General features: G+C 67.1%; 20 protein-coding genes, 1 tRNA gene and 1 pseudogene. 9 read left to right on the forward strand and 13 right to left on the reverse strand.

The features are described from left to right. Positions 1 to 1,068 precede the first annotated feature (1,068 nt). The 3 genes from ACFZDJ_RS03695 to ACFZDJ_RS03705 all read right to left on the reverse strand — a co-directional run bounded on the left by ACFZDJ_RS03695 (position 1,069) and on the right by ACFZDJ_RS03705 (position 2,981). Positions 1,069 to 1,614: a GNAT family N-acetyltransferase gene (locus ACFZDJ_RS03695; protein WP_358548338.1), complete on the reverse strand. Its 546-nt coding sequence runs from the start codon at positions 1,612 to 1,614 to the stop codon at positions 1,069 to 1,071. 493 nt (positions 1,615 to 2,107) lie between these two features. Then, positions 2,108 to 2,371 carry a hypothetical protein gene (locus ACFZDJ_RS03700; protein ID WP_143669671.1) on the reverse strand — a complete coding sequence of 88 codons (264 nt, stop codon included), beginning with the start codon at positions 2,369 to 2,371 and terminating at the stop codon, positions 2,108 to 2,110. Between the two features lie 202 nt (positions 2,372 to 2,573). Continuing rightward, positions 2,574 to 2,981, reverse strand: a complete 408-nt coding sequence (locus ACFZDJ_RS03705) for an NUDIX domain-containing protein (protein WP_168508444.1) — start codon at positions 2,979 to 2,981, stop codon at positions 2,574 to 2,576. 497 nt (positions 2,982 to 3,478) lie between these two features. On the opposite strand from ACFZDJ_RS03705, the gene ACFZDJ_RS03710 reads away from it, so the two are divergent. Then, entirely contained in the window at positions 3,479 to 3,988 is a 510-nt protein-coding gene (locus ACFZDJ_RS03710; protein WP_390927743.1) for a hypothetical protein, read from the forward strand. A gap of 184 nt (positions 3,989 to 4,172) precedes the next feature. Here ACFZDJ_RS03710 and ACFZDJ_RS03715 read toward each other — a convergent pair whose 3' ends face one another. Continuing rightward, entirely contained in the window at positions 4,173 to 4,517 is a 345-nt protein-coding gene (locus tag ACFZDJ_RS03715) for a hypothetical protein (protein ID WP_391055841.1), read from the reverse strand. 979 nt (positions 4,518 to 5,496) lie between these two features. Next, positions 5,497 to 6,783, reverse strand: a complete 1,287-nt coding sequence (locus tag ACFZDJ_RS03720) for a PIN domain-containing protein (protein ID WP_391055843.1) — start codon at positions 6,781 to 6,783, stop codon at positions 5,497 to 5,499. Positions 6,784 to 7,413: 630 nt separating this feature from the next. Here ACFZDJ_RS03720 and ACFZDJ_RS03725 point away from each other — a divergent pair. Both ACFZDJ_RS03725 and ACFZDJ_RS03730 read left to right on the forward strand, forming a co-directional pair. Further along, positions 7,414 to 7,686, forward strand: coding sequence for a barstar family protein (locus ACFZDJ_RS03725; RefSeq protein WP_391055845.1), 273 nt, complete (start codon positions 7,414 to 7,416; stop codon positions 7,684 to 7,686). Between the two features lie 501 nt (positions 7,687 to 8,187). After that, on the forward strand, positions 8,188 to 9,975 hold the full coding sequence (locus tag ACFZDJ_RS03730) for an AAA family ATPase (RefSeq protein WP_391055848.1): 1,788 nt from the start codon (positions 8,188 to 8,190) through the stop codon (positions 9,973 to 9,975). A gap of 221 nt (positions 9,976 to 10,196) precedes the next feature. On the opposite strand, the pseudogene ACFZDJ_RS03735 reads toward ACFZDJ_RS03730, so the two are convergent. Continuing rightward, positions 10,197 to 11,400 (reverse strand): annotated as a pseudogene (locus ACFZDJ_RS03735) (IS110 family transposase). A 189-nt stretch (positions 11,401 to 11,589) separates the two neighbouring features. Between ACFZDJ_RS03735 and ACFZDJ_RS03740 the strand changes: the two are divergent. After that, positions 11,590 to 12,207, forward strand: coding sequence for a phage integrase SAM-like domain-containing protein (locus ACFZDJ_RS03740; protein ID WP_391055851.1), 618 nt, complete (start codon positions 11,590 to 11,592; stop codon positions 12,205 to 12,207). Between the two features lie 59 nt (positions 12,208 to 12,266). Next, complete coding sequence (locus ACFZDJ_RS03745) at positions 12,267 to 12,629, forward strand: tyrosine-type recombinase/integrase (protein ID WP_391055854.1); 363 nt, start codon at positions 12,267 to 12,269, stop codon at positions 12,627 to 12,629. Between the two features lie 92 nt (positions 12,630 to 12,721). Here the strand turns inward: ACFZDJ_RS03745 and ACFZDJ_RS03750 are convergent. Further along, positions 12,722 to 12,796: transfer RNA gene (locus tag ACFZDJ_RS03750), tRNA-Val, on the reverse strand. Between the two features lie 178 nt (positions 12,797 to 12,974). Between ACFZDJ_RS03750 and ACFZDJ_RS03755 the strand changes: the two genes are divergently transcribed. The 3 genes from ACFZDJ_RS03755 to ACFZDJ_RS03765 all read left to right on the forward strand — a co-directional run bounded on the left by ACFZDJ_RS03755 (position 12,975) and on the right by ACFZDJ_RS03765 (position 16,060). Then, complete coding sequence (locus ACFZDJ_RS03755; protein ID WP_390927733.1) at positions 12,975 to 13,751, forward strand: DUF4097 family beta strand repeat-containing protein; 777 nt, start codon at positions 12,975 to 12,977, stop codon at positions 13,749 to 13,751. 74 nt (positions 13,752 to 13,825) lie between these two features. After that, positions 13,826 to 15,214 (forward strand): hypothetical protein, encoded by a 1,389-nt coding sequence (locus ACFZDJ_RS03760; protein WP_391055857.1) that lies wholly within the window; start codon positions 13,826 to 13,828, stop codon positions 15,212 to 15,214. A gap of 150 nt (positions 15,215 to 15,364) precedes the next feature. Then, on the forward strand, positions 15,365 to 16,060 hold the full coding sequence (locus tag ACFZDJ_RS03765) for a DUF4383 domain-containing protein (RefSeq protein WP_390927729.1): 696 nt from the start codon (positions 15,365 to 15,367) through the stop codon (positions 16,058 to 16,060). A gap of 22 nt (positions 16,061 to 16,082) precedes the next feature. On the opposite strand, the gene ACFZDJ_RS03770 is transcribed toward ACFZDJ_RS03765, so the two are convergent. The 3 genes from ACFZDJ_RS03770 to ACFZDJ_RS03780 form a co-directional block, all read right to left on the reverse strand. After that, complete coding sequence (locus ACFZDJ_RS03770; RefSeq protein ID WP_390927727.1) at positions 16,083 to 17,225, reverse strand: amidase domain-containing protein; 1,143 nt, start codon at positions 17,223 to 17,225, stop codon at positions 16,083 to 16,085. Positions 17,226 to 17,381: 156 nt separating this feature from the next. After that, entirely contained in the window at positions 17,382 to 18,683 is a 1,302-nt protein-coding gene (locus ACFZDJ_RS03775; protein ID WP_099922884.1) for a hypothetical protein, read from the reverse strand. A 111-nt stretch (positions 18,684 to 18,794) separates the two neighbouring features. Next, positions 18,795 to 20,765, reverse strand: coding sequence for a transglycosylase domain-containing protein (locus ACFZDJ_RS03780; protein WP_390928676.1), 1,971 nt, complete (start codon positions 20,763 to 20,765; stop codon positions 18,795 to 18,797). A 751-nt stretch (positions 20,766 to 21,516) separates the two neighbouring features. On the opposite strand from ACFZDJ_RS03780, the gene ACFZDJ_RS03785 reads away from it, so the two are divergent. After that, entirely contained in the window at positions 21,517 to 21,741 is a 225-nt protein-coding gene (locus ACFZDJ_RS03785; protein WP_101408169.1) for a zinc ribbon domain-containing protein, read from the forward strand. Between the two features lie 163 nt (positions 21,742 to 21,904). Here ACFZDJ_RS03785 and ACFZDJ_RS03790 read toward each other — a convergent pair whose 3' ends face one another. The 3 genes from ACFZDJ_RS03790 to ACFZDJ_RS03800 are packed head-to-tail and all read right to left on the reverse strand — an operon-like array spanning position 21,905 to position 26,389. Further along, positions 21,905 to 22,732, reverse strand: coding sequence for an HAD family hydrolase (locus ACFZDJ_RS03790; protein ID WP_391055860.1), 828 nt, complete (start codon positions 22,730 to 22,732; stop codon positions 21,905 to 21,907). Continuing rightward, complete coding sequence (locus tag ACFZDJ_RS03795; protein ID WP_390927723.1) at positions 22,732 to 25,176, reverse strand: phosphoribosyltransferase domain-containing protein; 2,445 nt, start codon at positions 25,174 to 25,176, stop codon at positions 22,732 to 22,734. Before ACFZDJ_RS03795 ends, ACFZDJ_RS03790 begins: the two co-directional genes overlap by 1 nt. A gap of 43 nt (positions 25,177 to 25,219) precedes the next feature. Continuing rightward, positions 25,220 to 26,389, reverse strand: coding sequence for an HpcH/HpaI aldolase/citrate lyase family protein (locus ACFZDJ_RS03800; RefSeq protein WP_391055863.1), 1,170 nt, complete (start codon positions 26,387 to 26,389; stop codon positions 25,220 to 25,222). Positions 26,390 to 26,529 lie beyond the last annotated feature (140 nt).

Below are 26,529 nucleotides of genomic sequence, written 5' to 3' on the forward strand. Positions count from 1 at the left end.
CGGAATGCGTCTGGCAACGCCAGAGCATCTTTGAGGGAGGCACGGCCATCTGACCGTTGAGGGCAACTCCCGGTCGGGCCGTGGCCAGTACAGCAGACCCTTCGTCCTAAATAGGGATTAGCGGAGGCACTCAGTCGCCGCCGCCGGCACGGCGAGCCTTGGCGAACGCTCCGCCCCGGACCAGAAGCACCGCACCGAGCGCGACGAGCCCCAGAGCTAGGGTGGAAAGCACCATCGCCGCCCCGGAAGAGAAGCCGAGGAGTTTGGGTCCTCCGTCCAGGACGGGGCCGCCAGCCATCGCAATCCAACCCCAACCAGCCCTAGGCGACGGCGCATACGCCGCGGTTCCCCGGCCGTTCAAAGTCAACATGCCTAGAACTACGAAAACGCAGCCGGAACCCAACATGATCCACGCGGACATGGCCCCCCTCCACGGGAGGGCTACTGCACGGGCGGAACGGCTTTGGTCGATGGCCTACCGATGTCGTAGAGCCCTAGTTTGGAAGATCGCGTAACTGGATCTGGCCTTACCTGCCGAAGCCCCGACCTGGGCGTTTTCGTGAGGCTCGCTGAGGTTCCCCGTTGTTCCCCGCCGGTCGCCGCTCGATCAGGCACGTAGGGGGCACGTGTGGCCTTCTGCGGGCCCCCAGGCTGTTGGCGCCCTTGGGTCGGGCCAGCCTAGTTCGCCGTCTACGGGGGCTCCTAGCCTCTGAGCGCTGTGATCAAGGCGGCTGCGGAGCCCAGGAGCGTGGCGATGGCGATGATCCAGTTGGGAATCGTCATGCTGTGAGCGCCTTCGGGGCTAGCGGCCTCAACCTGCTCATGAACGCACTGCGCAGGGTGATCACGTTGCGCTCGCGGCTCCAACGGGTTCATCCGTCTCCTACCTCAAGAGGGTGGCCGATAGTTAGGCCTATGGCCGGGTCTCGTAGCGGCGCCATGGGAGTACCGCGCCTAGCCCGCTTCGAACGCGGACAGCTCATCGAGCGCACGCAGCCCCTCTCGGCATGACAACCTTGCTGTCCCTGTCGTTGTGCCCTACCTGGGCCAAGATCAGGTTGCTGGGTGTCACAAGGGCGACAACATCATGAGGACCTCATCGCGATCGTCGTCGGAGGCCAGCCGCAGAGCGCCGGGCCACCTGCCGATCTCCTTCCAGCCGAGTCGGCCATAGAACTCTTCGAGACCGACACCACCGCGGGCGGCAAGGTGCAGCTGCTCCAGGCCCATCTCGTCGCGGGCGACCTCACGGACCCTGCTCATCAATGCCGCGCCGATCCCCTGGCCCCGGACGCCGAGACGGGTTTGCACGTGGTGAATCGTGCCCCAGTGCGCGACGGGCGGGTGGGGATCGCAGCGGATGTTCAGCCAGCCCGCGACGGTGCCATCGGCCAGGGCGATCAGAAGGCGGCTGGTCGTTGGGGCAAGCTTCTCGATGATGCGGTCAAGGACAGCGGTGACCTCGGCGGCATCCACCGGCGGAAAGGGGAACCCGGCCGCCCCACCCGCATTGCTCACCTCGGTCCAGCAGTCCACGAGGGTCTGCTTCAGCTCGTCAGTGATCTCGTGCGGGTCAACGATCTGGGTGAAGCCAAGGGCGTTGCTGCTGGTCATGGGGACGAGTGTCACAAACGAGCCGCGCTCGTCGACACTCGGGGCACCCACCCGAACTTCGCTGGCGCAGACAATGATCCACAGGATTTGACAATCACTCAAGCACCTGCCGGGGCCCGCGGGCAAAGTTGGCGGTCTCGGCCGAGCGCTTCATCAGGGCGGTGGGAGATCCCTGGAGCTGATCTATCGGGCGAGCGTGCGGGATAACCATCCCAGGAACTGGTAGTGCACGAGGCCGGAACGCCTCGTTCCGGGGCGGTGCCCTTGTGGCTTTGAGTCAGGGGATCGATGGCGCGGAGGTGCTTCTTCTTGCCCTGGGTCTTGTCGGGGATCTTGGTGGCCTGCGTTTTCCCTGCTCAGGAGCAGTGGTCTCGTGCGCCTGGTGGTCGTCGTTGGTCGTCATTGGCCACTGTCGAGCGACCTCGGACGGCCCAGGGACGGCCCAGCCATGGACCCGCTGCTGAGCACTCGCGCCACCTCTAAGACACGGCGGTCACTCGTAGAGCGTTGCGGCCATAAGTGCCTGAGCGAAGTACGTCCAGTTGCCACCCGGCGGCAAGGTCTCGCCCTGATATCGCTCGTACCAAGACGGCCCAGCGTCGGCCACCCACGCGGCCAACGCTTCGAGAAACTGCTCCAGAGTGGGGTTCTCCCACTCCTCCCCGCGTTGACGGTAGTCCTCCGTGAGCCTCGTCAGGAAGGCAACGAAAGCTTCCTGGCCGGCGATTGACTCGTCTGCTCTCAGCGGCGATGACATGCCGCTCACCATACGAGTCGTCCATCCGTGGACCTGGGGAAACGGCAGGTACCCACGCGGCACAGCTCTGGAGCGACCTCTTCGTCCCGAGCGCTCGGCTGGGAGGTCATTGAGGTCTGGTCGGTCGGCCATCCTCGGTTGTTGACGCTCGGCTGCGGTCGTGGTGCTTGCTGTACTCCACTGCTGTACAGCGGTCACGGGATCAGGAAAGCCGCCCGGCCTCGTAAAGCGCGTCGAAAACCATCTCGTCGACGGCCGAGACTCGGTCCCGATCGGCGTAGCGGAACCACGCCTTCTCGGCGATCTCCCTCGACGGGGTCAGCTCACCGCGGTGATCGGCGGTGTAACAGATCATCCGGAAGGGGCCGTGATCCGGATGGCCCTCGCCGATCTCGAACGTGCCGAAGTGCACCATGGAACCGGGGTCGATCACCGCCTGCAGTTCCTCGTCGATCTCCCGCACCAGGGTCTCGCCGTCGGACTCGCCCGGCTCACGATGACCGCCCGGGAAGTAGAAGCGATCTCTGCCGTGACTACGCGTCACCAACACCCGGTCGTCCCGAACCAGGATCCACGCCACCTTCTCCGGCACACCGTTGCCATTCGCCATGGCTCGGGACCGTATCGGAGGGCATCGTTTGCGTCAGCACCGTCCGCACACTGAGCTTGGGAAGCTCGTGTCTTCTGCCTCAGGTTGCCCTGCTGACCTGGGAAGCAGAGAGTTAGCGCCTTGCCGGACCGCGGTTCGATGCCCCGGCGTTCCCCGTGGTTCCCCGCACAACCTGGCACGCGTCTGGCACGGCCTCTTCGCCCCGAAGCAACTTGGGAGAGGGTTCGGCCTTGGGACGCTGTGTTCCCAGCCTTCGCTGAAGGTCCGCAGAAGTCTGTACTCGTCTGCCGTTGTCCGTCAGTGTTGTCGCGCAGTTAGACACTCATGCTGGCCGTTCGCACCCGGTGCGTCTCCGGGTAATTGGGCGACCTTGAGAGACGTACGGAGGCGCGTCGTGACCTACTACACCTATGAAGGGGCATCACTCTGAGCCCTGCTGCTGTGCCGCGGCAACCGTGCAGAGCCGCGGGGCGTCCTAGGTGCCAAGGAGGGGACATATGGCTGAAAACAGGGACGATGAAGCACGATGCCCGGATTGCCTCGGCCAGGGCCGCATTCTTCCAGCGCCCGACGAGCCGTCAGGGATGCGCCAGTGTGAGAACTGCTCTGCCACCTTCTCGAGCGGGCGGTCTGGACGAATCGCCAGTATCTCCGGCGCGAACTCCGCCGAAGTCGCCGACATCCTTAAGCTGGTGGAAATACAGCGGCTGGCCAGTCGTGGGCCATGGCGCGCTGGTGTGTTCTACCTGCTGGCGCTAGCTGTAATCACGACGCTCTTCTTGGTGGTAGGAAGTACGCTTCCAGCCTGGACGCTCCCGGTTGTGCTCCTTGGGGCACTGGTCGGGGTGGTCGTGATCGGGGCGCTGCAACTTCATCAGGATGGGCAATTGAGCGAGAAGGGGCTGCTGGTGTTAATTCAGGCTGCTTTTCGTACCGCTCGGTCGTTCGGGCAAAATCAGCCGACTGCGCAGGATCCGGGACTCGGGCCCACACCGCCTGCCCCCTGAGCCAGGAGAAACTTCTCCACGGAATCACTGCAGCCATCCGCAGAAATCCGGTGGCAGGCGTACATCGCCGGACCCTCCCTGCGGTCATCGAGGGACCTGTCACCCTCCGGTGTCTCCTGTCACCGTTGGTCAACCTTTCACGGCCCAGAGACAGCCCAGCGGTCGCTGCGTGGGCTGCGCACACTCAAAGATCAATGCGCTCCCTCACCACATCATCGGCAGGCTCTCCGTAGCGCAGCACGACGTGCGCCGGCCGAAACGGGAGCGCGCGCAGGCCAGGCTCCATGACCCGGTACAGGGCTTTCGCATCAGGTCCGTAGGCGAAGATCACGACCTCGCCGCCACCGAACTCGTTGCCTTCGACTTCACCGACATCTGCGGCTTCGACCGCGGCCGTCATCGACCGCTCGGCTTCAAAGACCAGCGCCCACTGATCGGACTCGCCGAGGTCACCGCCGCCCAGGTGGAACCGAGCGATCACGGCGTGCTCCGGAGGTATCTCCGGCAAATCAAAGAGTGCGTCCTTCATGGCAGCACACTCCCACCCGGCTCTGACAGCCATCCCCTGCCCATATCCGAGCATGCGACTCCCAGTCGACATTCGCCTTGTAAGTTCGCTCCGGGTCCGCTCCGGCCGCAACCGCTCGCTGACACGATGGCCGGACGAGAACGCTGGGGTGCGTCTCCGTCCGGCGTCGTTGATGTCAACCGTAGATGTCAGAGACCTTCTGATCCGTAGCTCTACAGAGGTCGGTCATTGAAGGTCATACGGGCTACAACGATGGCTATGAGGACCACCGTTGGGCACTGCTGGTTGCTGGGGTTGCTGTATTTCGCTGCTGTACGCGCACCACCTCACCGCGCTAGTTCTTCCCAAGGGTCGTAGCGCTCCAGCGCCGTCTGCTCCAGCAGCCCCAGCTGCCTCGCCGCCCGGCGTCGCTCCCGGACCTCTGCGGTCGAGCGCGGTCGGTAGCCGGGGCCGCCGCAACCGCACGAGTGGAAGGTGAGGCCGGCACGCAGCGTGGCCTCAAGTGCCTCCCAAGCGCTCTTGTCTCTACGGCGAGGGACAGCAAGGTCGAACCCAGCATTGATCATCGGGGTACGGCAGCGCGGGCACGGATGCGCCCGCGGCGGCAGCGGGCTCTGCTTGAACGACGACCGGCACGCAAGACACACGAAGTGCGGTTTGTAAGGGGTCGCGTATCGGCACATGCGGACAGGGTAGAGAGGGTGCCTGGACGGGACCACCGCTTTAGGAGAGCGGCTGGTGCATTGGGCCGATGACCTGGGCTTTCGATGCCCGGTGAGAAACCCAGCAACTCGACCGCTAGACACTCCCGTTGACCGTGGCTGACCGCTGTATCTGGCACGAGCCTAAGCCGATGACAGCCAGCCACGATGGCGGGGCGCCGACCGGTCAGGCGCGCGCGTGTCTTGCTGCACCCCCACCGGCCTCCACCACGCTGGCAGTGCCTCGCGAGGAACTCGCTATCGCCGACTAATGATTGCTATCCCTGCTGCTCCCAGACCAACGAGGGTCTCCCTGTTCGGTACTGCTGCCTTGCTTCGGCGAGTAGGCTTTCCAAGTAGCTTGCTCCCTGCTTGGGCACCAGCATCTGCCACTGAATCCCCTGCGGGCTGTTCTCCCTGACGCCGGCGTGAAGGACTCGCTCCAGCGCATATTGGATCGAGTCGACGGTCATCGTGTCATCGGCCGAGAGCCGTCCGAACTCCTCTGGCGATAGAGCTTGGGGGGCCGAACTCCTCAGGACAACCAGGCGGGAATCCTCTTCGTCGAGGGTGCAAAGCACCCTGGTCTCCCAGCTGCAACCGATGGTGGCCGTTTCGTCGTGGCTCCTCCAGCGGACGAAATCCTCCCCGGGTTCGAGAACTGCTGGTCCAGCCAGGTGCCAGCGGACCGTCGCGATAAACCACTCACGATTGCCGATCCGATAGACGTTTACGTCCCGAAGAGTGCCAACCTCGACCCCGTCGGGCGGTCTCACCCACGCCAGCGCTCGCCCTGCCAGCTCTTCTGCCGAGAGAAGGTGGCGGCGAGCGAGGATGCACTCGAACCCACCCGATCGCAGGCTTTTGGCCATGTCGTCGTCCTCAAACGCGGCTTTGGCGATAAGAGAGGTAGAACGAGCGAGAGCCGCCTGAACCCGCTGATCATCAACCTCGGCAGGGTGAGTGAACCGCGACACGACTTGGTCCAGCGAAGTTAGGTGCACGAAACGGCTTCCCAGGCCCACGACATCATTGGACATGGGATGACGGTAGGAGGTGCCATCGCCGAAGTCCTCCGTGTTCGAGCTGACGAAGTAGACAGTCTCCTGAGGGTGCTGACGCCCGTATTCGATGGCTGACATCCAAATGGCGACATCGCGGTAACCGGTCTTTACTGACTTGCTGCCACTGGAGGCGATCTTCGACGGGGCAAGCCCGTTGGCTTCCCGGAAGGCTGCCTCACGTAGGGCCTCCTCGCTCGTCGGAATGACATCGACGATCGATCCGTACTCCCGGCGCCAGTGCTCGCGCACGCGATCGAGGTCACACTCTCTAAGCTCCGGAACACCAGACCATGGTGTGAGTTTCCTGAGGGATTCCAAGACAGCTGCGGCAGATTCGTACTGTTTTTCATACTTCACGGCGTGTTGTGCCGCAAGCTCCTCCATGACAACCCAAGGGACTGCCACCCGTTGGATACCCGATCCACGGATTGTCCGCAGGAGATCTGCGCTGCTGCTGCCTAGACCGCATCCGCGCAAGATGCACGTATCCAAAATGATCAAGACATGTCCTTGTCATATCAGCCACCCGACGATGAACATGATCTCAGGCGCAAGCTGCAGGAGACACGGAATATCTCGCCGGTCCTCAGGCTCATGCCATCACGGAGGTGTCTCTGCAGTGCGCGACGACGAACGCTTCGGTGTTTGAGGCGGGCGGGAACACGAGAGTTGAGGCCACTGCGGCCGCAGACGAGCGTCCCGTATCCGGGGACCGCTGGGGGCAGGTCAAGGAATGACCGCAGCGCAAGATCTCTCGCGCACCGAGAGGCACGGAACGCCACAGACCGTGTCTCTCAGCCTGAGACTGGCTGAGTGGCTTCAGTTCAGCCATAACTGACCTACGGCGGCCGTGACCTGCGGCCGCCTAAACGATCACCGCTCTGACCTGCTGCTGAGCTGTCGGCAGTTATCGACGTTGGTCACCATTGAGCGCCCTTCCACGGCCCCAGGACGGCCCGGGAGGGCGCTGGTGCGTGTGCACTGCTCTAGGAGTTCGATTGATCTTCGGCACTGCCAGGGAGACCCGTCGACGCTGGCCATGGCAGGCCGCCTGGGAGTGCGGACGTTCGGCGGCGTTGATGTCACTCGTGTGGATGGCAGAACGGTTCAACCACGTGCAAGCATGCCGCCGTGATCACCATTGATGTCAGCGAGGTGACCGACGAGCGCGCCCTGCACCTGCTTCTGATGCGGGAGCCGGGCTTCCCGGGCTTCTACGGCATGAGCTGGGATGCCTTCTGGGATGCAATTACCGGTCTGGTCAGTATCCCCGATCGGGTGCGCTTCCTTGGCTGGGATCAGCTTGCGGCCGGCATTCCCTGCGGGGCTGCCGCCGCGCTTCGATGGGCGCTCGACAACTACCAAGCCACGTACCGCCCGGAGTTCGTCGCTGAGTATGCCTAGCGATAGGTAATCTCCGGGTGCAGGCATAACACGTCCAGTGTGGCAGATCATCTCCGGGGGTCCAGGCCAGAGCGGGGTGGGGGTGGTCACCCGTGGGTGCTGTCTGTCAGCGTTGGTCGGCCTCGGACGGCCAAGGGACTGCCCAGGACTCAGCCCACACAGACCGCAGCGACCACGCGACAGCGCTGCTCCCCCTCTGCGGCACGCACACGAAGTGGACACAAGGGGTCCCTATGCCCGCGGGTCACTGCAGCTCCACCAGGAACCGTGACCTGCGACCGCCCTATCGATCAACATCCTGACCTGTTGCTGAGCCGTCGGTAGCCGTCCCTGTTGGTCATCGCTGTGACCCCTTCAAGGACCCGAAGACGGCCAGGGGGGCGCTCGCGCACTTTGAACTGCCCAGGCACTCCCTGGCGCAAGTCCACAACGGCAACTGTTCCTGATCAATACGGAGAAACCACATGCGAGAGGTGCCGCAGACTCTGCATACTATCCAGCATGGCAATGGGGGCACATCACCAGGATAAGGACGAAATCCCGCTTCCCGAAGACCTGCTTGAGGGTGGAGACGCCGCAAATTTCGATGTCTTCATCTCAAAGTTGGTCACCCGGAAGGGGGAAGAAATTACTCCGCCGCGTGGCGGAGTAACGGTAATCGTCGGCGGAAACAATGCGGGCAAGTCAACTTTCCTTAGGGATGTATGGACAAAGCTTTCTCGGCCAAGCAATTCTGTTTACAGGTCGCGACTGATCGACAAGGTCGATATTGCCCGAGAAGGTGAACAGGCCGACTTCTTTTGCTGGTGCAACGAACACTCGGTTTGGTCTGGGGTCAAATCTCGCGCCGGGTTTGTTGCCGGTGATACTTACGCGCGCGTCACAGTCAACAATATCAAGCAATTTTGCAAGCAAAGTAAGACCGTAGGAAACTTGGCTGGTATCGCGTCACTTCTTGTGCAGCGCGGCGATTTGAATAATCGACTTCAGGTTGTGGAGCCGGTCGATCAGAGAGATGAGCTTCATGAGCCTCCTACTCATCCCCTTCATCGCTTGCAGGACGATCCGGAACTCTTGAAGACCGTACAGTCTCTGAGTGAGCGGGTCTTTCGACAGAAGCTTACGCTGGAGAGAATCGGACGAAAGACACAACTGCGCGTGGGGGAAACAATCATCGCCGCGCCAGCAGTTGATGCAATCACGCCTGAATACGTCAAATCTCTCGCCGATCTTGATCCTCTGGATAAGCAAGGTGACGGCATGAAGAGTTTCCTGGGACTCTTGCTGCCACTGGTTACGGCTTCCTGTCGAATCATGCTTATTGATGAGCCCGAAGCATTTCTGCACCCTCCCCAAGCGAAGATTGCCGGTACCGTGATCGGCGAGCTGGCGGCGGATCGAGGAATCCAGATCCTCATCGCCACGCACGACCGGAACTTCCTCGTGGGGTTGCTTGAGGCTCAAGCGCCTGTCGCAGTGGTTCGACTGGACCGCAACGAAGACGGCACCACTGTGCATCAGTTGGATCACCAACTCGTTCGAGAACTCTGGGACGAGCCAGTTTTGAGGTACAGCAGCGTACTCGATGGTCTATTTCATCGAGCTGTAGTCCTTGCCGAATCGGACGGCGATTGCCGATTTTATGCGGCTTCATTGGATGCGGCATCTGGGCTCGACTTCTCTCCGGGGGATATCCAATTCACTCCGGTTGGAGGCAAAGATGGCTTTTCGAGGGTGCTGAAGGCGTTGCGGTCGGTGTCTGTTCCAACCGTCGTTGTTGCCGACCTTGATCTCCTCAATAATGAAGGGAAGACTAAATTCTTTGTCGAGATGTTGGGTGGTGACTGGATTCACTTTGCGGACGATTACAAGAAGGCCACCCAGCAATTCCGGGTTCCGAAAACGTCTAAAACTCGATCTCAAGTCCTTGAGCTTGTGAAACGGGTGCTTGAGCAGGACTCGGAGAAGCGCTATGACAAAGATACCGAAGCCATCATCCAGGCGGCCATCAGGGCAGAGAGGAGCCCTTGGCAAGATTTGAAAGATTACGGCATCCGAGCCTTCAAAGGTGGCGTGGCTGTGAGCGCTTCGGGACGGCTGCTTAGCGGGTTGGAAGACCTCGGCGCGGTCCTAGTGCGTGAAGGTGAACTCGAAAGACTGGCCCCAGATGTGCAAAGCAGGAAGGGGCCCGACTGGATCGTAGAGGCGCTCCAGCGTCAGTCCTACCTTAATAGCCTGGCGCAACAGCATATTGCGCTGGTTATTTCTGCTATCAAGCGGCAGTGGTAAGAGGTCGGTGGAGCGGCTTTGGGCTGGAGTTTCAATGACCGAGTCAAGGCTGTGGCCGCCCTTCGCAGGTGAGGGCGGCGCCTCGTCCGGTAGGTCGTCTGTGCCTCAGCCGACGAAAGTCAGCCACGACGGCGGGCACGCCGACCGATCAGGTGCGCGTGTGTCTCGCTGCAGCCCCGTCGGCCTCAGCCACGCTGCTGGCTTTGTGGCCTTGGGCTGAGTCAAGCCGTCTGCGTGATGGGCGGGGTGGGGGTGAAGGCCCGGTCGTCGCGTAGAAGAGCCCACAGCACACTGGTGCGGCGTCGTGCGAGGGCGATGATGGCCTGGACGTGTTTGCAGCCCTCGCCACGTTTCTTGAGGTAGTACTCCCGGTTGGGGCCGTCGCGGATGATGCTGGTCTGCGCGGAGAGGTAGAAGACTCTGCGTAGGCGGCGGCTGTAGCGCTTGGGGCGGTGCAGGTTGCCGGTGCGGCGGCCGGAATCGCGGGGGGACGGGGACCAGTCCGGCGGCTGAGGCAAGGTGGCCAGCGTCAACGTAGGCGGTCATGTCGCCCGCGGCGACGACGAACTCGGCTCCGAGGATGGGGCCCATGCCGGGCAGCGACTCGATGATCTCGGCCTGGGGGTGGGTGCGGAAGGCATCGCGGATCTGCCGGTCGATGCGCTTGAGTCGGTCGTCCAGGGCCAGGATCTGAGTGGCCAGGTCGGCGACGATCTGTGCGGCGGCGTCCTCGCCGGGCAGCGCGGTCTGCTGGGCCTGGGCGGCTTCCACGGCCGTCGTGGCCACGCTGTCCGCGTCGCGGACGCCTCGATTGACCAGCCAAGAGGTCAGGCGAGCCTGGCCGCATCGGCGCAGGGCGGCCGGGGTCTGGTAGGCGGTCAGCAGCACCAGTGCGCCCTTGCGGGCCGAGTAGTCGAAGGCCCGCTCCAGGGCGGGGAACATGCCCGTGAGCACATCGCGGAGCCGGTTGACCGTTCGCACCCGGTCGGTGACCAGGTCGGTGCGGTGAGCGGTCAGGAGTGCGAGGTCGGCGGCCAGCTGTGCGGGCACGTCGAGGGTGGCGAAGTCCCGGCGGTGGCGGGCGGTTTCGGCGATGACATAGGCGTCGCGGGCATCCGTCTTGGCCTCGCCCCGGTAGGCGCCGGCCATGCGGTTGACCGTCCGCCCGGGCACATAGACAGGCTGCTGCCCGTGGGCGGTCAGCAGCGCCAGCAGCAGTGCCGAGGACCTGCTGGAGATGTCCACCGCCCAGTGCACCTCATCGGCCAGGTCCAGGATCTCGCCGAGTGTGGTCAGGATCGCCGACTCGTCATTTTCGATCTTCTTCGACCACAGAGTCGCGCCGGTCTCGTCGACCACCGCGGCCCAGTGATGGCCCTTGCCCGCGTCGATACCGACCCATATCCGGGCCCTCTGTTTGCTCACGCGTCCCTCCCGCAGCCGAGTTCCTTTCGTCGGCCCGTAGGACACCCTGTCGTCAGCTCCGTAAACAGCGACGCGTTCCGCGTATTTCAATCAGCGACCAGGGCGCCCCGAAGGACCGGACGGCCACTCCAGCCGAGCCACGGTCGGCAAGCCCGCTTCCAGGCCCGCTACCGGGGCCCCGACGGGCTGATGCGCACGGCTGACAAGACCTTCGCCACGCAGACCGACGCGGACCGCTGGCTCGTCAAGCAGGAAGCGAAGATCCTCGACGGTGACTGGCAGAACCCCGACGTCAAGGTGACGCTCGGCGATTTCGCGGACGCCTGGATCAAGGATCGCGACTACGCAGCGACCACCCGCGAGCGCAACACAGGCGTTCTCAATCGGCACATCCTGCCGACGTTTCGTGCGATCCCACTGCGGGAGATCACTACTCCGCAGGTACGGCGCTGGCGTACTGATCTCCTCGACGCCGGAGTCGGCGCGGCCACCGTCGCCAAGGCCTATCAGGTCCTCCGCGCCATCATGAACACGGCCGTGGATGACGGGCTGATCGAGCGCAATCCGTGCCGGGTGAAAGGCGCAGGGACGGTCACCCACACCGAGCGGCCGTTCCTCTCCGTGCCCGAGGTGTACCGGCTCGCCGACGCCGTTCCGCCTCACTGCCGCGCCCTGATCCTCCTGGCCGCCTTCACGGCGCTGCGCTTCGGTGAGCTGGCCGCTCTCCAGCGCCGGGACATCGACCTGGAGGCCCGTACCGTGTCGGTCCGCGCCGCTCATACGCCGAGACTCGGACAGACGGCCTGACGGTCAAGGCGCCCAAGAGCGCGGCCGGTGTCCGCACCGTCGCCTTCCCGGCCTCGCTCGTGCCCGAGCTGGCACACCACCTGGCCGAGCATGCCTCCGCCGGCCGAACCGGGCTCGTCTTCGTCGGCGCCCGCGGCGGTGTCCTGCGCCGGAACAACTTCCGGCGGATCTGGCTCCGCGCGCTCGACTCGACCGGTCTCGGTGACGTCCACTTCCACGATCTGCGGCACACCGGGAACACCCTCGCCGCGACCGGTGGCGCCACCACCCGCGAGCTGATGCACCGGATGGGCCACTCGTCGGTGCGGGCCGCGCTGGTCTATCAGCACCTCGTCAACGGGCGCGACCACCAGATCGCCGACTACGTGGACGGTCAGATCAAGAAGGTGAAGCGGCCGCGTCGCGACCCATCTGGCACGTAAGTGGCACGACGGCCCCGAGTAGCCGAAAAAGATCAAGGCCCAGGCATCCGGATTCATACCGGCTGACCTGGGCCTTTCTCGTGTCCTGAGACTGGTGGGCGCGGACGGTTTCGAACCGCCGACATCCGCCTTGTAAGGGCGGCGCTCTACCGCTGAGCTACGCGCCCAGGACGAGTCGACAGCCTACATTGCCCGGGGGGATGCCCCGCAAACCCGTATCCGGGGGTTAACCCCACCTCCGGTCCGGGAGCAGCCCGGATGCCCCGGCGCACCCCGGAACCGTATGGTCGAAAGGCGTCGAAGGGCATCGGAGCGCGTCGGCGTTCATTCCAGGGGGAGATCTTCATGGCTCGGACACAGACACCTGCGCGGACCGTGGCGGTCGCCGGTGCCGTCGTCGCTCTCGTCGCGACCGCCGCGGGCTGTGGGGCGAGTGCCGGGGACGACAGGCATCCGGAGCATCGGGCGTTCACGCTGCACGGTCGTACGCTCACCGTGGACTCGGACGACTCCGCGCTGGAGCTCGTGGTCGCCGAGTCGGGCGAGGCGGACAAGGTCGAGGTCACCCGGTGGTTCCAGGGACACATCGTCGTCGGTGGGGATCCGCGCGTGACCTGGGCGATGAAGGACGACCGGCTGACGCTGCGGATGAAGTGTTCCGGCATGGTCGCCGACTGCAGCGCCAAGCACCGGATCGTCGTGCCGCGCGGGGTCGCGGTGAAGGTCGTGGACGGGGACGGGAGCGTACGGGCGCAGGGGTTCAAGGAGGCGCTCGGGATCCGTACGTCGGACGGGAGTGTCCGCGTGACGAACTCCTCCGGCGCGCTGGACCTGCGTACCGCCGACGGCTCGATCCACGCCCTCGGCATCGACTCACGCCGCGTGCGCGCCCAGTCCTCGGACGGGTCCGTACAGCTCGAACTGGGGGTCGTACCCGACCTGGTCGAGGCCCGCAGCCAGGACGGTTCGCTCACCATCGGGCTGCCCCACGACACCTATCGGGTGACGGCCGAGAGCGGGGACGGATCCGTGCGGGTGTCCGTGCCCAGGGACCCGGCCAGTTCCCATGTGGTGTCCGCCCACGCGAACGACGGAAGCATCACAGTACGAACCGCGAACTAACCGGCCCGTGTGTTCGTCCTTAACCGGTGGGAGAATGACACCGGGCAAGGCGGATGACAGCACGGGAGAGGGATGTGACGGCGACACCTTCAGAGCCGTACACGCCGTTTGCGCCACGCGCGCAGTCGGTACGCCGTCAGCCCCATCGATGCCGTGACGTGCTGACCCTCGTCACCCTCCCGCTCCTCGCCGCCCTCGTTCTGCCCGCCGCCTTCGCCGGTGGCGGCACCCGGCGCTGGTTCGGCGGACGCGCCGAGAGTCAGCGGGCCGAGGCGCAGGCCGCGAAGGACGCCGCCGCGGCCGCGTTCTACGAACTGGACACCGCCCAGCGCGATCTGCGGATCTCGATCGAGACCATCACCGCCGTCGACGACTCCCCCGCGGCCCGCCGCGCCGTCTCCGACTTCGAGGCGCTGGGCCGGCGCATCGACGAGGCCAGTCAGCAGTACATCGAGGCCGTCGACGCCCACGACCTCGACCGGGACGAGCTGGAGGCGTCGGTCGCCACCCGCGCCCGCGCCGAACTCACCGCCGCCAAGGACCAGCTGGGGCGGGTGAAAGGGGACCTGGACCGGTTCACGCAGGGGCTCGGGCCGCTGCTCGGTAAGGCCGAGACGCAGCTCGCCCGGCTCGCGCCCGCCGTCGAGCGCGCCCGCCAGGCCCTGCTCGCCGCCTCGAACGCCCTCGACAGCGCACGGGAGACAGGACTCAGAGCCGATGATCTCGCCGGCCGGCTCGCCGCGCTCGGGCCCGAGCTGACCAAGCTCAACCAGGGGGCCGGACAGCACGGCGTACCGGAGACGCTGGAGCGCGCCGAGCGGGTCTCGCGGGAGGCAGGGGCGGTGCGCGCGGAGGCCGAGCGGCTGCCGGAGCGGGCCGCGGAGATCGACCACCGGCTGGTGTCGCTGCGCACCCGCGCCCAGGCGCTGACCACCCGCGCCGGGCAGGTGGAGCCGGTGCTGAGCGAGCTGCGGCGCCGGTTCGCGGCCGCGTGCTGGCAGGACCTGCAGCACGTACCGGAGCAGGCCACCGAGAACGTACGGCAGGCCGAGCTGAAGCTGAAGGAGGCGCAGGCCGCGCGCGACGCGCAGCGCTGGCCGGACGCCACCTCGCTGCTGTCCACGGTCCGCGCGCTGCTGAACGGCACCGACGAGGCCGTGTCGGCGGCCGGCGACCGGCTGCGGCGGCTGAACGCCGTGTCCAAGGACCCCCAGCAGGAGATCGACCGCACCCGCTTCGCCATCCGGGACGCCCAGCGCCTGGCCATGTCGGGCCGCAACACCCCGGATCCGCGGCACGCCCGCCCGCTCGACGACTCCGTCGCCCGGCTGGAGCGCGCCATCGCCGCGCTGGAGGGGCGCCACCCCGACTACTGGCACTTCCTGACGGAGACGGAGGCGGTGCGGGCCACGGCGGCCCGGGTGGTCTCCCAGATCCGCGAGGAGCGCGGCGGCCCGGTCTGAGCTTCTGCCATACCCGTCGTGCCGGTCTCCGGTACCGCCGATCCCGGCCTCCGATGTCGGCGATCCCGTCCCCTGTGTTGGCGGTCCCCGGCCTCCGGGCGGATGCTGGGATGTACGTACGGCCTCCGCTAGCTGAAGAGGGAGGCGGACATGGCCACGCACGTACTTCGTCCCGGAACCCGACGACGCATCGCCTTCGACGACCATCTGCCGGTCGATCACCGGCTGAACACGTTCTACCGGATCGGCGCGGGCCTGATGGGCCTCTTCCTGCTCGCCTTCGGCATCCTGGGCCTGACCAACAAGGTCGGCTTCTTCACCACCCACGGGGACACGGTCATAGGGCTGAACACCAACGGCTCGCTCAGCGTGCTGTCCATCTGCGTGGGGCTGCTGCTGTTCGTGGGCATGGTGATCGGCGGGAACTTCGCCTCGACGCTCAACATGGTCTTCGGCGTCCTGTTCATCCTCAACGGCTTCCTGAACCTGGCGCTGCTGGACGGCCGCTACAACTTCCTCGCCTTCCACATCCAGAACGTGCTCTTCAGCTTTGTGGTCGGCGTCCTGCTGATGTTCTTCGGGATGTACGGGAGGGTCGGCTCGGCCCTGCCGCACGACAACCCGTACTACAAAGCCCGCCACCCCGAGGAGGTCGAGCGGGCGGAGCGGATCCGGGCGCTGCGGGAGTCGGCCTCGGCAACGGCCCTGCAGCAGTCGCACAGGGCCGCGCCGACGCCCAAGGCCGTGGGCGGCACGGAGGCCGAGGCAGCGGAATCCACCGGGGCAGCGGAATCCGAGGCAGCGGAGACCAAGCCCGCCGAACCGCCCGAACCCACGGATCCCTAGGTCACCTCAGGTGATCAGGTGATCAGGTGCGGTACGCGTAGTACGCCGAGGTCGGGTACGACGCGATGATGCTCGACAGGGACCGGCGGTAGGTGTCGGCGTCGTGGTACGTCAGGTACGGGACGCCGCTGGAGCTGCGGTAGGACGTGATCATGGTGTGGTCCTTGGACCCGTCCTTGTCGAAGTCCACCTGAAGAACGTCACCGACGTCCATCTGGTAGACGTTCGCCAGCGGCGCGGTGCGCTTGGCGGTCTGGGTGAACCAGGACCACTCGTTCACGCCCGCCCAGGAATCGGACTGGCCGTTGGCGACGTAGTACCAGGTGTCGTACTCCTCCGGAGTCACGGTGCTGATCGGCTGCCAGCCGCCCGCCAGCAGGCTCTGGCTCACGAAGTTGGTGCAGTCACCGCCGACCCCGTTGAACTTCCGGTAGGCCGCGTTGTAGTTCTTCCAGTACTTCTCGGCGTAGGTCGCCATCGCCGCGTAGTCGTACGCGCCTCCGGTGAGCTTCTTGGGGTTGGCGGGCGCGGGATACGTGGTCGCTGCCGGGGGGGCGTCGACAACGGCCATCGGGGTCCTGCGCGCGGGGGCGGCGGTGACGGGTTCGTTGACCTGGCGGGGGCCCTTGTCGGTCGTGCGCAGGCCCGAGAGCTTCCAGGTGCCGTCCGGCTGGGCGGCGAAGGTCAGGACGTGGTGTGCGTTGAAGCCCGTGGTGTCGGGTTCGTCGCCGCGGATCTTCTTGTACGTCAGGACGGTGGTCTCGGTGACCCAGGCGGTGGCCACCTTGCCCCACCTGCGCGTCCTGTCGACGGTGACCTTGGTGTCGGCCGCGGTGTAGGCCTCACCCAGCGCCGCGAGGCGGGAGCGGGTGCCGCGCAGGGAGGTCACCGCGGTGTCCTCCGTCTTCGTCAGCGCGGCGGTCAGCTTGACGCCTCCCGTCGACTTCGACGCGAGGGCCGTACGGGGTGCCGCCTGGCTCTTGTCGAGGAGGGCCGCCGTGCGGTCGGTGAGCACGGCGTCCGCCATCCGGCCGAACGCGTCGGTCGTCGCCCGGTTCACGGTGACGGACGCGGTCGCCGCGTGGGCGGAGGAAAGGGGCAGCAGCACTGCGGAGACGGCGATCGCCGTCAGGGTCGAGCATCGGCTCAACGTCTTCGATCTCACTGAGGACTCTCCTTACACCCGATCAGATGTCGGGGAGGGAATCTTTACACGTCCTCCTCAACTGTGGTGAACCCGGGGGGATTTCATGCACGCCCAGGTCAACTCCCTTGAGAAAAGAGTAGGTTGACGCACCGAAAGTCAGGACGCCGTTCACGGCTACTTCACCACCGTCGACCAGTCCGGGGACTGCGCGGGATCCAGACTGCGCAGGCGCTCCAGGGTCTCGGGCTTCTGCACGTCGAGCCAGTCGGCCAGTTCACGGAAGGACACACAGCGAACGCCCTTCTTCGTGCACACGTTCTTGACGACCTGGTCGATGGACTTCATGTAGATGCCACCGTTCCAGTTCTCGAAGTGGTTGCCGATGAACAGCGGTGCGCGGCTGCCGTAGTACACGCGGTTGAAACCGTCCATGTACGACGCGACGGTCTCCTGCTCCCACTCGGGGTACTTGGCCGGGTCGCCCTCGGTCGAGTCGCCGGACTGGTTGGCGAGGAAGTTGAAGTCCATGGACAGACCTTGGAACTTGCCGCCCTCGTAGGGGAGCAGCTGCAGCGGGAAGTCCCAGACGCCCTCCTTCTTGTTGGGCCATATCTGGAGGTTGCCCGAGGAGCTCGCGTCGTAGCGCCAGTCGTAGTCCTTGGCGGTCGCCTTCATGGCCTTGAGCAGGTTCTTCTGGCCCTCCAGGCAGGGCGCGCGACCGCCGTTGACCTCCTTCGTGGGGTCGAACGGCAGGGCCGGCAGGTCGGTGTAGCCGGTGTTGGTCTTCCACTTCTCGACGAACGAGAAGAACTGGTTGATCTCGCTCTCCCACTCCTCCACGCTCCAGTCCCCGCCGCCCTTGTCCTCGCAGAAGTGACCGTTGAAGTGGGTGCCTATCTCGTTGCCCTCCTTGTACGCCTTGCCGAGCTCCTCCAGCGTGTCGCGGATGTGCTGGTCGGTGGCGTAGCTGATCGCCGCGGCGCCCGGCGCGTGCATCGGCGGCTTGTAGAGCGTCTTCTTGTCCTTGGGCAGCAGATAGATGCCGGTCAGGAAGAACGTCATGTGGGCGTTGTACTGCTTCGCCAACTCCTGGTAGTGCGTGAAGAGTTTGTCGTCGCCCTGGAGGGCGCCGTCCCAGGAGAAGACGACGAACTGGGGCGGCTTCTCACCCGGCTTGAGCGGGACGGGCTTCAACTGCCCCTTCTGCGGCCCGGTGTAGGACGTGGAGCCGTCCCCGAGCACCTTCGTCTTGCCGTCCCACGGGGGTTCTTTGGTCGTCTTGGTGGCGCTGGCCCCGGAGCGGGGACCGCCGGCCGAGGCGGCCGGCGTGGTGTTGTCCGAGTGGTTCAGGGCCAGGTAGGTGGCGGTCGTCGACGTCACGACGAGGAAGGCCGCCATGGCCACGAAACCCTGGCGGGCGGAACCGGGAGCGGGTGCGGGTTCGCGGCGGCGGTGACCGCTGTGCTTCGAGTTCATACGGGGCACATTCTGCGAGGGGGGTGGAAGGAGCGGGCGGGGGCCTTTCGGCCATCGGGATGCGCGGTGGCCTCTCGGCCGTCGGGGTGGGCGGCCTCGTGGCCGTCGCGGTCAGCCGAGCGGACTCATGGCGCCGGCCCAGATGCCGTACGGGACGTCGTCGGCGGACGCGCCGGCGAGCCCCTTGAGCGGCAGTGGTTCGAGGCTCTTGGTCAGGTCGATGCGGTAGAGGACGATCGCGGTCGACACGGAACGGTTCGTGCCGACGTACCAGGCGGCGGTGTCGTCCGCCGTGGTGCCGGCCTTCCCGGCCGTGTCCGGTGCGCTCTGGGCCGCGGTGGGGTGCGCCGTGACGAAGGCGTCCGTGAGCCCCTCGGTGACCTCACGGGCCACCTCGGCGCTCACCGCGCGCTGGGGGCGGGGGGTGTCCAGGGCGACCTGGGAGCCGTTGCGGGTGATGCGTCGCACGGAGTACGGCTCGGTGTGCGACCCGCCCGCGGCGAAGGTGGCGTAGGCGTTGGCCATCCGGATCGCGCTGGGTGTGGAGTTGCCCAGGGACAGCGCTGGCACTTGGGGTCCCATGGTCGACGAGAGCAACCCCGCCGCTTCGGCGGTCTGCCGCACCTTGTCCAGGCCCGTGTCCATGCCGAGCTGCATGAACGGCACGTTCACGGACTCGGCGAGCGCCCTGCGCAGGCTGATCTGTCCCCAGGACTTGTTGCCGTCGTTGTGGGCGGCGACCTTCTTGTTGGCGCGGTCCCAGTAGGGCCCTTCGGGTGTGGTGACAGGGATGTTGTCGTCACCGTTGTAGAGCGTCTCCGGCGTGACCGGTGTCGCCGTACTGTCGCGGGTCTTGTGGACGCCGTGTTCCAGCCCGGCCGCGTAGACGAACGGCAGGAACGCCGAACCGGCCGGGACGGTGGTCGCGTTGGACTCGTTGTAGCCCTGCGTACGGTGGTCGGGGCCGCCGTAGACGGCGAGGATCTTGCCGTCGGCGGCCACCGAGGAGGCCCCGTAGTGGGCGGTCTTCGCCGTCTTGGGGTCGTCCTTCAGGGCCTTCTTGCGGGCCTTGGCCACGGCGTCGGCGAGCGCCGTCTCCCGCTTCCGGTCGAAGGTCGTGTAGATCTGGTAGCCGCCCAGGTCGAACTGCTGGTCCGAGATGTGCGCGGCCTTCTTGGCGTACTGGGTCGCGAGCTCCACCAGGTAGTCGCTCTGCTTGCCGGTGTCGAAGGTCTGGGACTGTGTGGTCGGCTCGGGGAACTTCGTGTACTTGGCCCGCTCGGCCGGCGACAGCTTGCCGATCTTGACCATGCGGTCGAGGATCCAGGACCAGCGCTCCACGGCGCGCTTGTGGTTCGCCTGGCTCAGGGTGGGGTCGTACAGGCCCGCGCCCTTCAGCAGGGACGCGAGCATCGCGGCCTCGCTGGCGTTGAGTTCGCCGACGTCCTTGCCGTAGTAGGCCTGGGCGGCGCGCTGGATGCCGTACGTGCCGCGGCCGAACCAGCTGGTGTTGAGGTAGCCCTCGAGGATCTTGTCCTTGCTCATCTTCTGGTCGAGCTTGAGGGAGATCATCGCCTCGGTGAACTTGCGGCTCACCGAGCGGTTCTGGTTCAGGTAGACGTTCTTGACGTACTGCTGGGTGATCGTCGAGCCGCCCTCGGTGTTGCCCTCGCCGATCGTGCGCACCAGGGCGCGGGTGATGCCCTTGAAGGAGATGCCCGGGTCGGAGTAGAAGCTCTGGTTCTCCGCGGCCAGCACCGCCCAGCGCACGTCCTGGGGTATGTCCTTCAGCGGCATCGCCTGCCGCCGCACCCACCCGGTACGGGCCATGGGCGTCCCGTCGGACCAGAAATAGACGTTGTCCTGCTGGGTGGCGTACGTGTTGAGGTTCTGGGGTATGTCTGTCGCGGCGTAGGCGATCACCAGAAACGTTCCGCTCAGCCCGACGGCCAGGCCCCAGGCGCCCAGCCACTGACGCCAGGAGGGCACCCAGCGCCGCCAGCCGGTGCGTCCGGGGCGCGGGTACGCCGGTCTCAGACGGCGGGCGATGCGCGCCCAGCGTTCGGCGAGCGCGGAGGGCATGGCCGGTTTGCGCCGGGTGCCGCGATGGCCGGAATTCGTCCCTCGATCGGTGCGTCGTGCGAGGTCCTCCGCACCTGAGTGCGCCTCGATCTCGGCAGGCGTCGGGACGCGAAGCTGCGTGGTCTTCTCTGCGGGACGTTCGGCGCCGGGCGGGAGGCGGAGCTGAGTGGTCTCCTCGGCGCGGGGCGGGAGGCGAAGCTGGGTGGTCTCATCGATGCCGGGCGGGAGGCGAAGCTGAGTGGTTCGCTCGGCGGGAGTCTCGTCCTGCGTATCCTCCGTACGACGGCTCGCGGGGTCTTCCGTGCGACGGCTCGCGGGCCGTTGCGGACCGAGCCCGCGGCGGTTCTGGCGGTCGTCGCCCTCCCCGCTAGCCACGGCGGGCTCCGGCGCGTGGACGGCCCAGGGGATGCGGGGCATCTGTTCGATGCCATGCCTCGGTCACGACTGCGTCTCCCTCCGCACTTCGGAATTGCGCGCGCGGGTAGATGCAGCTGCCGCACATGCGGCTGCGAGCCCCCCTCCCCGACCTTGCGGCTCGTCGCGGCCCTCTTAAATTATCAGCGACTAATACGATCTCCTCGCCCAGGAACCAGACAGAAATATTCAGCAGGTCAAGTCGGCCCTCTGAAGGCACCGGGCGGGAATCGGGGAGGAATCGAGGAGGCCCGGGTTCCGGACCACGGCGCCACCCGGTGCGCGACCGGGTCACGGAAGGCTTCGATCGTCGGTCCCCGGCCGCTAACCTGTGCGTATGCCTCGCTACGAGTACCGCTGCCGGACCTGCGGCGACACCTTCGAACTGAGCCGCCCCATGGCGGAATCCGCCGCTCCGGCGGACTGTCCCGCCGGGCACGACGACACGGTGAAACTCCTGTCGACCGTCGCGGTCGCCACCGGCGGGTCGGCGTCCGCGCCCGCCCCGCGCCCGTCCGGAGGGGGCGGAGGCGGGTGCTGCGGCGGCGGTTGCTGCGGCTGACCGACCAGGATTTTTCAGGAAGTCTTCAGCTTTTCTTCGCCCGAATCCTCCGCGCCGCCCGGGCGTGTCGCACTCTCAGGCCCTACGAGGTCCCCGCACAGGCCGGGCACGGCTCCCGCTCAGACCGCGCCCGGCTGCCGATCAGACCGCGCCCGGACCCCGCTCAGACCACGCCGGGGCGGCCACAGGCGTGCACGAACTCCCGCAGGATCCGCTCCCCCGCCGCGACCCCCCGCTCCGGGAGGGCGGTGATCGCCGACGCCGTCCAGTCGGCCTCGGCCAGCTCCCCGTGGCCCGGCCGCCAGCCGCGGTCGGCGGCGAGCAGCAGGTCGGCGTCGAGGAGGGAATCACCGGCGGCGAGCGTGAGAAGGGCGCCGGTGCGGCGGGCCACCTCGCGCACGGCCGCGCTCTTGGTGAGCGGCTTCGGCACGGCGTAGATCTTGCGGCCCTGCAGCGACACCGTCCAGCCGCGGCCCTCCGCCCAGACGGCGAGCTCCTTCACCCACTCCTCGGGCAGTAGCTCGCGCTCCACCACCAGATAGGCGAACAGGTCCTCGGCGACCCGGTGCTTGCGGACCCAGGCCGGGTCGGCGGTGGCCGCGAGATGGTCCCGCACCTCGTCCAGCGGCGCGCACTCGCTGGCGAGCCGCGCGGTCACGGCCGCGTGCCAGTCGGGGTCGGAGACACCGTCGACGAGCAGATGCCCGCCGTTGGCGCAGATCGCGTACTCGGGCGCGGGGCCCGGCAGGTTGATGCGCTGGTACTGCTTGCGGGTGCGGGTCGTGGTGGGCACGAAGTGGGCCGTGTCGCCGAGCTCGGTGAGCAGCGCGGCGGCCGTCTCGGTCATGTACGACAGCGGCTTGGCCTCGTGCACCTCGACGCAGAGCAGCCGGGGCGCCCGCGCGTCCGGCATGGTCAGCGCGAGGGCGGCGGAGGAGTAGATCAGCGTACGGTCGAGATCGCTGGCGACGAGCACCTTGGGCGCGGACATCAGACCGTCACCGCCTTGCCGTCGGCGCCGGTCGCGCCGCGCGTGTACTTCGGGTGGATCAACCCCACGCAGGTGTAAGGGAGTTCGTCGACCTCCTCGACGGGCACCCCGCGCTGCTGGGCGAGCAGGCGTACGTGATCGAGGTCGGCGCCCGCTCCGGCGCGCGCCAGGATCTTCCAGGGGACGCGGCGCAGCAGCACGCGGGTGGTCTCGCCGACGCCCGGCTTGACGAGGTTCACGTCGTGGATCTCGTACTCCTCGCTGATCCGCTCGACGGCCGCCCAGCCCTCCCAGGTGGGGGTGCGGTCGGCGGCGAGGAGCTCCTTGGCCTGGGCGCAGGCCGCGTCGGCGACGTCGGGGAAGCGGGCGGCGACGGCGTCCAGGAAGTCGACGGAGACGTCGGAGCCGGCGAGCTCGCGGTAGAACTTCGCGCCGTGGAAGTCGTACTCGCCGACCAGGTCCGAGCGCAGCACGGTACGCGAAATCAGGCCGGAGACCGTCGAGTTGAGGCAGGCGGAGGGGATGAGGAAGTCCTCGCGGGTGCCGTACGTCCGTACGCACGAGCCCGGGTCGGCGAGGACCGCGATCTCCGGGTCGAAGCCGGTGACGCCCTCTGCGGACTCGAACTCCCTGATGGCGTCGGCGAGTTCGCGGGTGATGGCGCCCTTGCCGGTCCAGCCGTCGACGAACACGACGTCGGCCGGGTCGTGGTGGGCGGCCAGCCAGCGCAGCGCGTTGGCGTCGATGCCGCGGCCACGGACGATGGAGACGGCGTAGTGCGGCAGGTCGAGGCCGTGCCGGTGCTGGGCCCAGCGGCGCATCAGGACGCCGACGGGGGTGCCCGCGCGGGCCAGCGAGACGAGGACCGGACGCGGGGAGCGTTCGGCGAGCACCAGCTCGGTGACGGCGCCGACGGCCTGGGCGATCCGGGCGGCCGAGGTGCCCAGGGCCGTCTGGAACAGCTCCTGGTACTGGGGGCTCGGCTGGTACTCGACCGGCAGCGACTCCGCGTAGTGGGCGCCTCCGCTCTGGATCGCCTCCTCGCGCTCCTCGGTCGGCGCCTCCAGCGTCACGTCCGAGAGGTCCTGCAGCAGCCAGCCGACCTCGTCGGGCGCGTACGAGGAGAAGGCGGGGCCGCGGAGGGGCTCAGGGAGCATGGAGGGCCTTTCTGTGGACGGCCGTGCGGGGACGTACGACGGGACGACGGCGAGCAGGACGCTCGGGGTGTGCTCCGCGAGCTGGGCCAGCAGGCCGTCGGCGGCGTGCAGGCCGGGCGTGTCGGCGGCGGAGTCGACCACGGCCACGACCGCGTCGAAACCGGCACCCGCGACGTTGTAGGCGTACCGCTCGCCCGGTCCGTCGTCGGGGTCGTCGTGGGCCGGGAAGGCGAGGCGCGTCCGAATGGCGTAACCGGGGTCGTCGAGGGCGAGCACCGGGGAGCGGGTGGTCGTGGAGTACCGCACCTCGGCGGGCACCACCTGCTCCAGCTCCCTGGCCAGCCTGAGCGGCGCGTACATCAGCTCCTCGAAGCCGAGTACGAGGACACGCCGCGCCCCCTCCGGCAGCGCGTCGGCGACCCGCGCGGCCATGGCGGGCAGCGCCGCGTCCAGCCGTATTCGATGCCCGGGCGTGAACCCGTGCCGTCCCCCGTCGGGCAGGCCCCGGGGCCAGCCGAGCTCGACACGGGCGGCACCGGGATGCCCCCGACGGCTGTCGGCGGGCTCGCCGCGCTCGGTGGTCTCGTGTTCCGTCACCAGCGCCTGCCCCTTCTCCAGGACGCCCTCCGGGAGGTTCACGGTGCCCCTCGCCGCGGCGATCAGGTCCACCCGCGCGCCGATCTCCGTCGCGAACTCCGCCAGCCGGCCCAGGTCCGCGGCCGAGCGCATGTCGACCAGGGCCACGACCACATAGCGGTCGCGCGGATAGCGGGCGTGGAGGTCGCGGATGGTGTTGAGGACCGTGTTGCCGGTGGAGAACTCGTCGTCGACGAGGACCAGGGGGCCGGCGCCCGCCAGCAGAGCGGGGTTCTCCGGCAGCAGGAGGTGGGAGGTGGCGTGGGAGTGGGACTCCTCGAAGCCGCCCGCCGTGTCGACGCCGGGGACGGGACGGCGGGTCGAGTGGAGGTAGGGCGCGAGGCCCACGCCGTCGGCGACGCAGTGGCCGAGGCCGGTGGCCGTCTCGGCGTACCCGAGGACGACGGCCGCGCGGGCGTCCTCGGTGCCGAGCAGCTCCCGCACCCGCCGGCCGAGCGCGAAGCCGTGTCCGTACACCACGGACGGCGACTGCGGGACATGCTTGCCGAGCACGTTCGACACGAGCAGATGCGCCCGGCGGGGGTTGCGCCGCAGCGCGAGCCCCAGCAGGTCGCTCAGCTCCTCGTCACCGACGAGCTCGACACCCAGTCGCTCGGCGACCCAGGTCCCCGTCCACACCACGTTCTTCATCGATTCCTTGTCGGTCGGTCGAGGTCGCTCGAGCCGGCGCGGTTCACGCAGGCAGGGCGGCCGCGAGCAGTTCCACGAAGCCGATGTCCTCGTTCGCCACACCGAACACCTCGGCGCGCTGGAGGGTGCGCTCGGCCCAGGCGCGGTGCGGCTTCACTTCATTCATTTTGTTCGTGTACGCCGACCTCAGCACGCCCCCGCCGCCCCGCTCGGGCCTGAGGATGTCCTGCGCGTCGCTGTACTCCTCGTGGCTGACCACGGACAGCGCGTGCACCGCCGGGACGTGCGAGGGGTGGATACAGGTCTTGCCGAGCAGACCGTTGGCCCGGTCGAGGGCTATCTCGCGCAGCAGCCCGTCCAGGTCGTGCTCGATCAGCGACTGGCGCAGCTCCTCGACCTCGCCCTCCTGGAAGGGGCTGCGGCGCAGCTGCGGCTTGAACATGCGCTCCTGGACCCGGAAGTACTCCCACACGGGCCCGGTGACCGTGAACCCGGTGCCGTCCGAGCGCCCCAGCACGTTCACCACGTCCGCGATCACGGAGGCGACGATCTGGACGTCGTACGCGGTCATGTCGGGCGCCCTGCGCAGCCCGTACGCCGAGCAGAAGTCGGTGACGCCCAGGCGCAGCGCGAGGACACGGTCGCGGTACTTGTCGACGACTCGGGAGATGCCCTCCAGGGTCTCCCGGCGGCTCTCCAGGTACAGCAGGCCGGGCGACTCCAGGACCGGCATCGCGAACAGCCGCCGGCCGCTCGCGGACTCGGCCGCGGTGAGCGCCTCCATGAACGGGACGCCCCGCTCCTCGGTGAACTTCGGCAGGACGAACCCGGACAGCAGCCGCGCGGACGCGCCGAGCCGCCGGACGAGGTCCGGGATCTGCCCGGGCTCACGGACCCGTACGAACAGCAACGGGAGCCCGTCGGTCTCCGGCCGTCCGGCGAGGTCGGCGAACTGCCGGACCAGGTTCTCCTCGGCGCCCACGACCTCGGCGTCGTCGATCGAGTCCTCCAGGCACAGCACCATGGAGACCACGCCGCGCCCGGCCTGCTTGACGACGTCGTCGGCGAGGCGGGGTCTGGTCGCGGGGCTGTACAGGGTGGCGCCGAGGGCCGCCGCGAGCACGCGGGCGGGCGAGTCGGCGGTGAAGACGCACGGCTCCCGGTAGAAGAGACGCTGCCGCTCTTCAGGGGCGATGTGCCCGAAATGACGCATGAAACTCCCCCGTGGCGGCTAGGCGGACTTACGTGAGGTGGCCGGTAATAGTACGTACAAATCCATGTCAGTCGTTCCCACCAGGCGTGAAGTTCAGGTAACTCGGCCATGTCGGTTGCCCGCGCATGCCGACCGGGAAT

This window comes from Streptomyces sp. NPDC007896 (assembly GCF_042959425.1).
GTDB lineage: Bacteria > Actinomycetota > Actinomycetes > Streptomycetales > Streptomycetaceae > Streptomyces.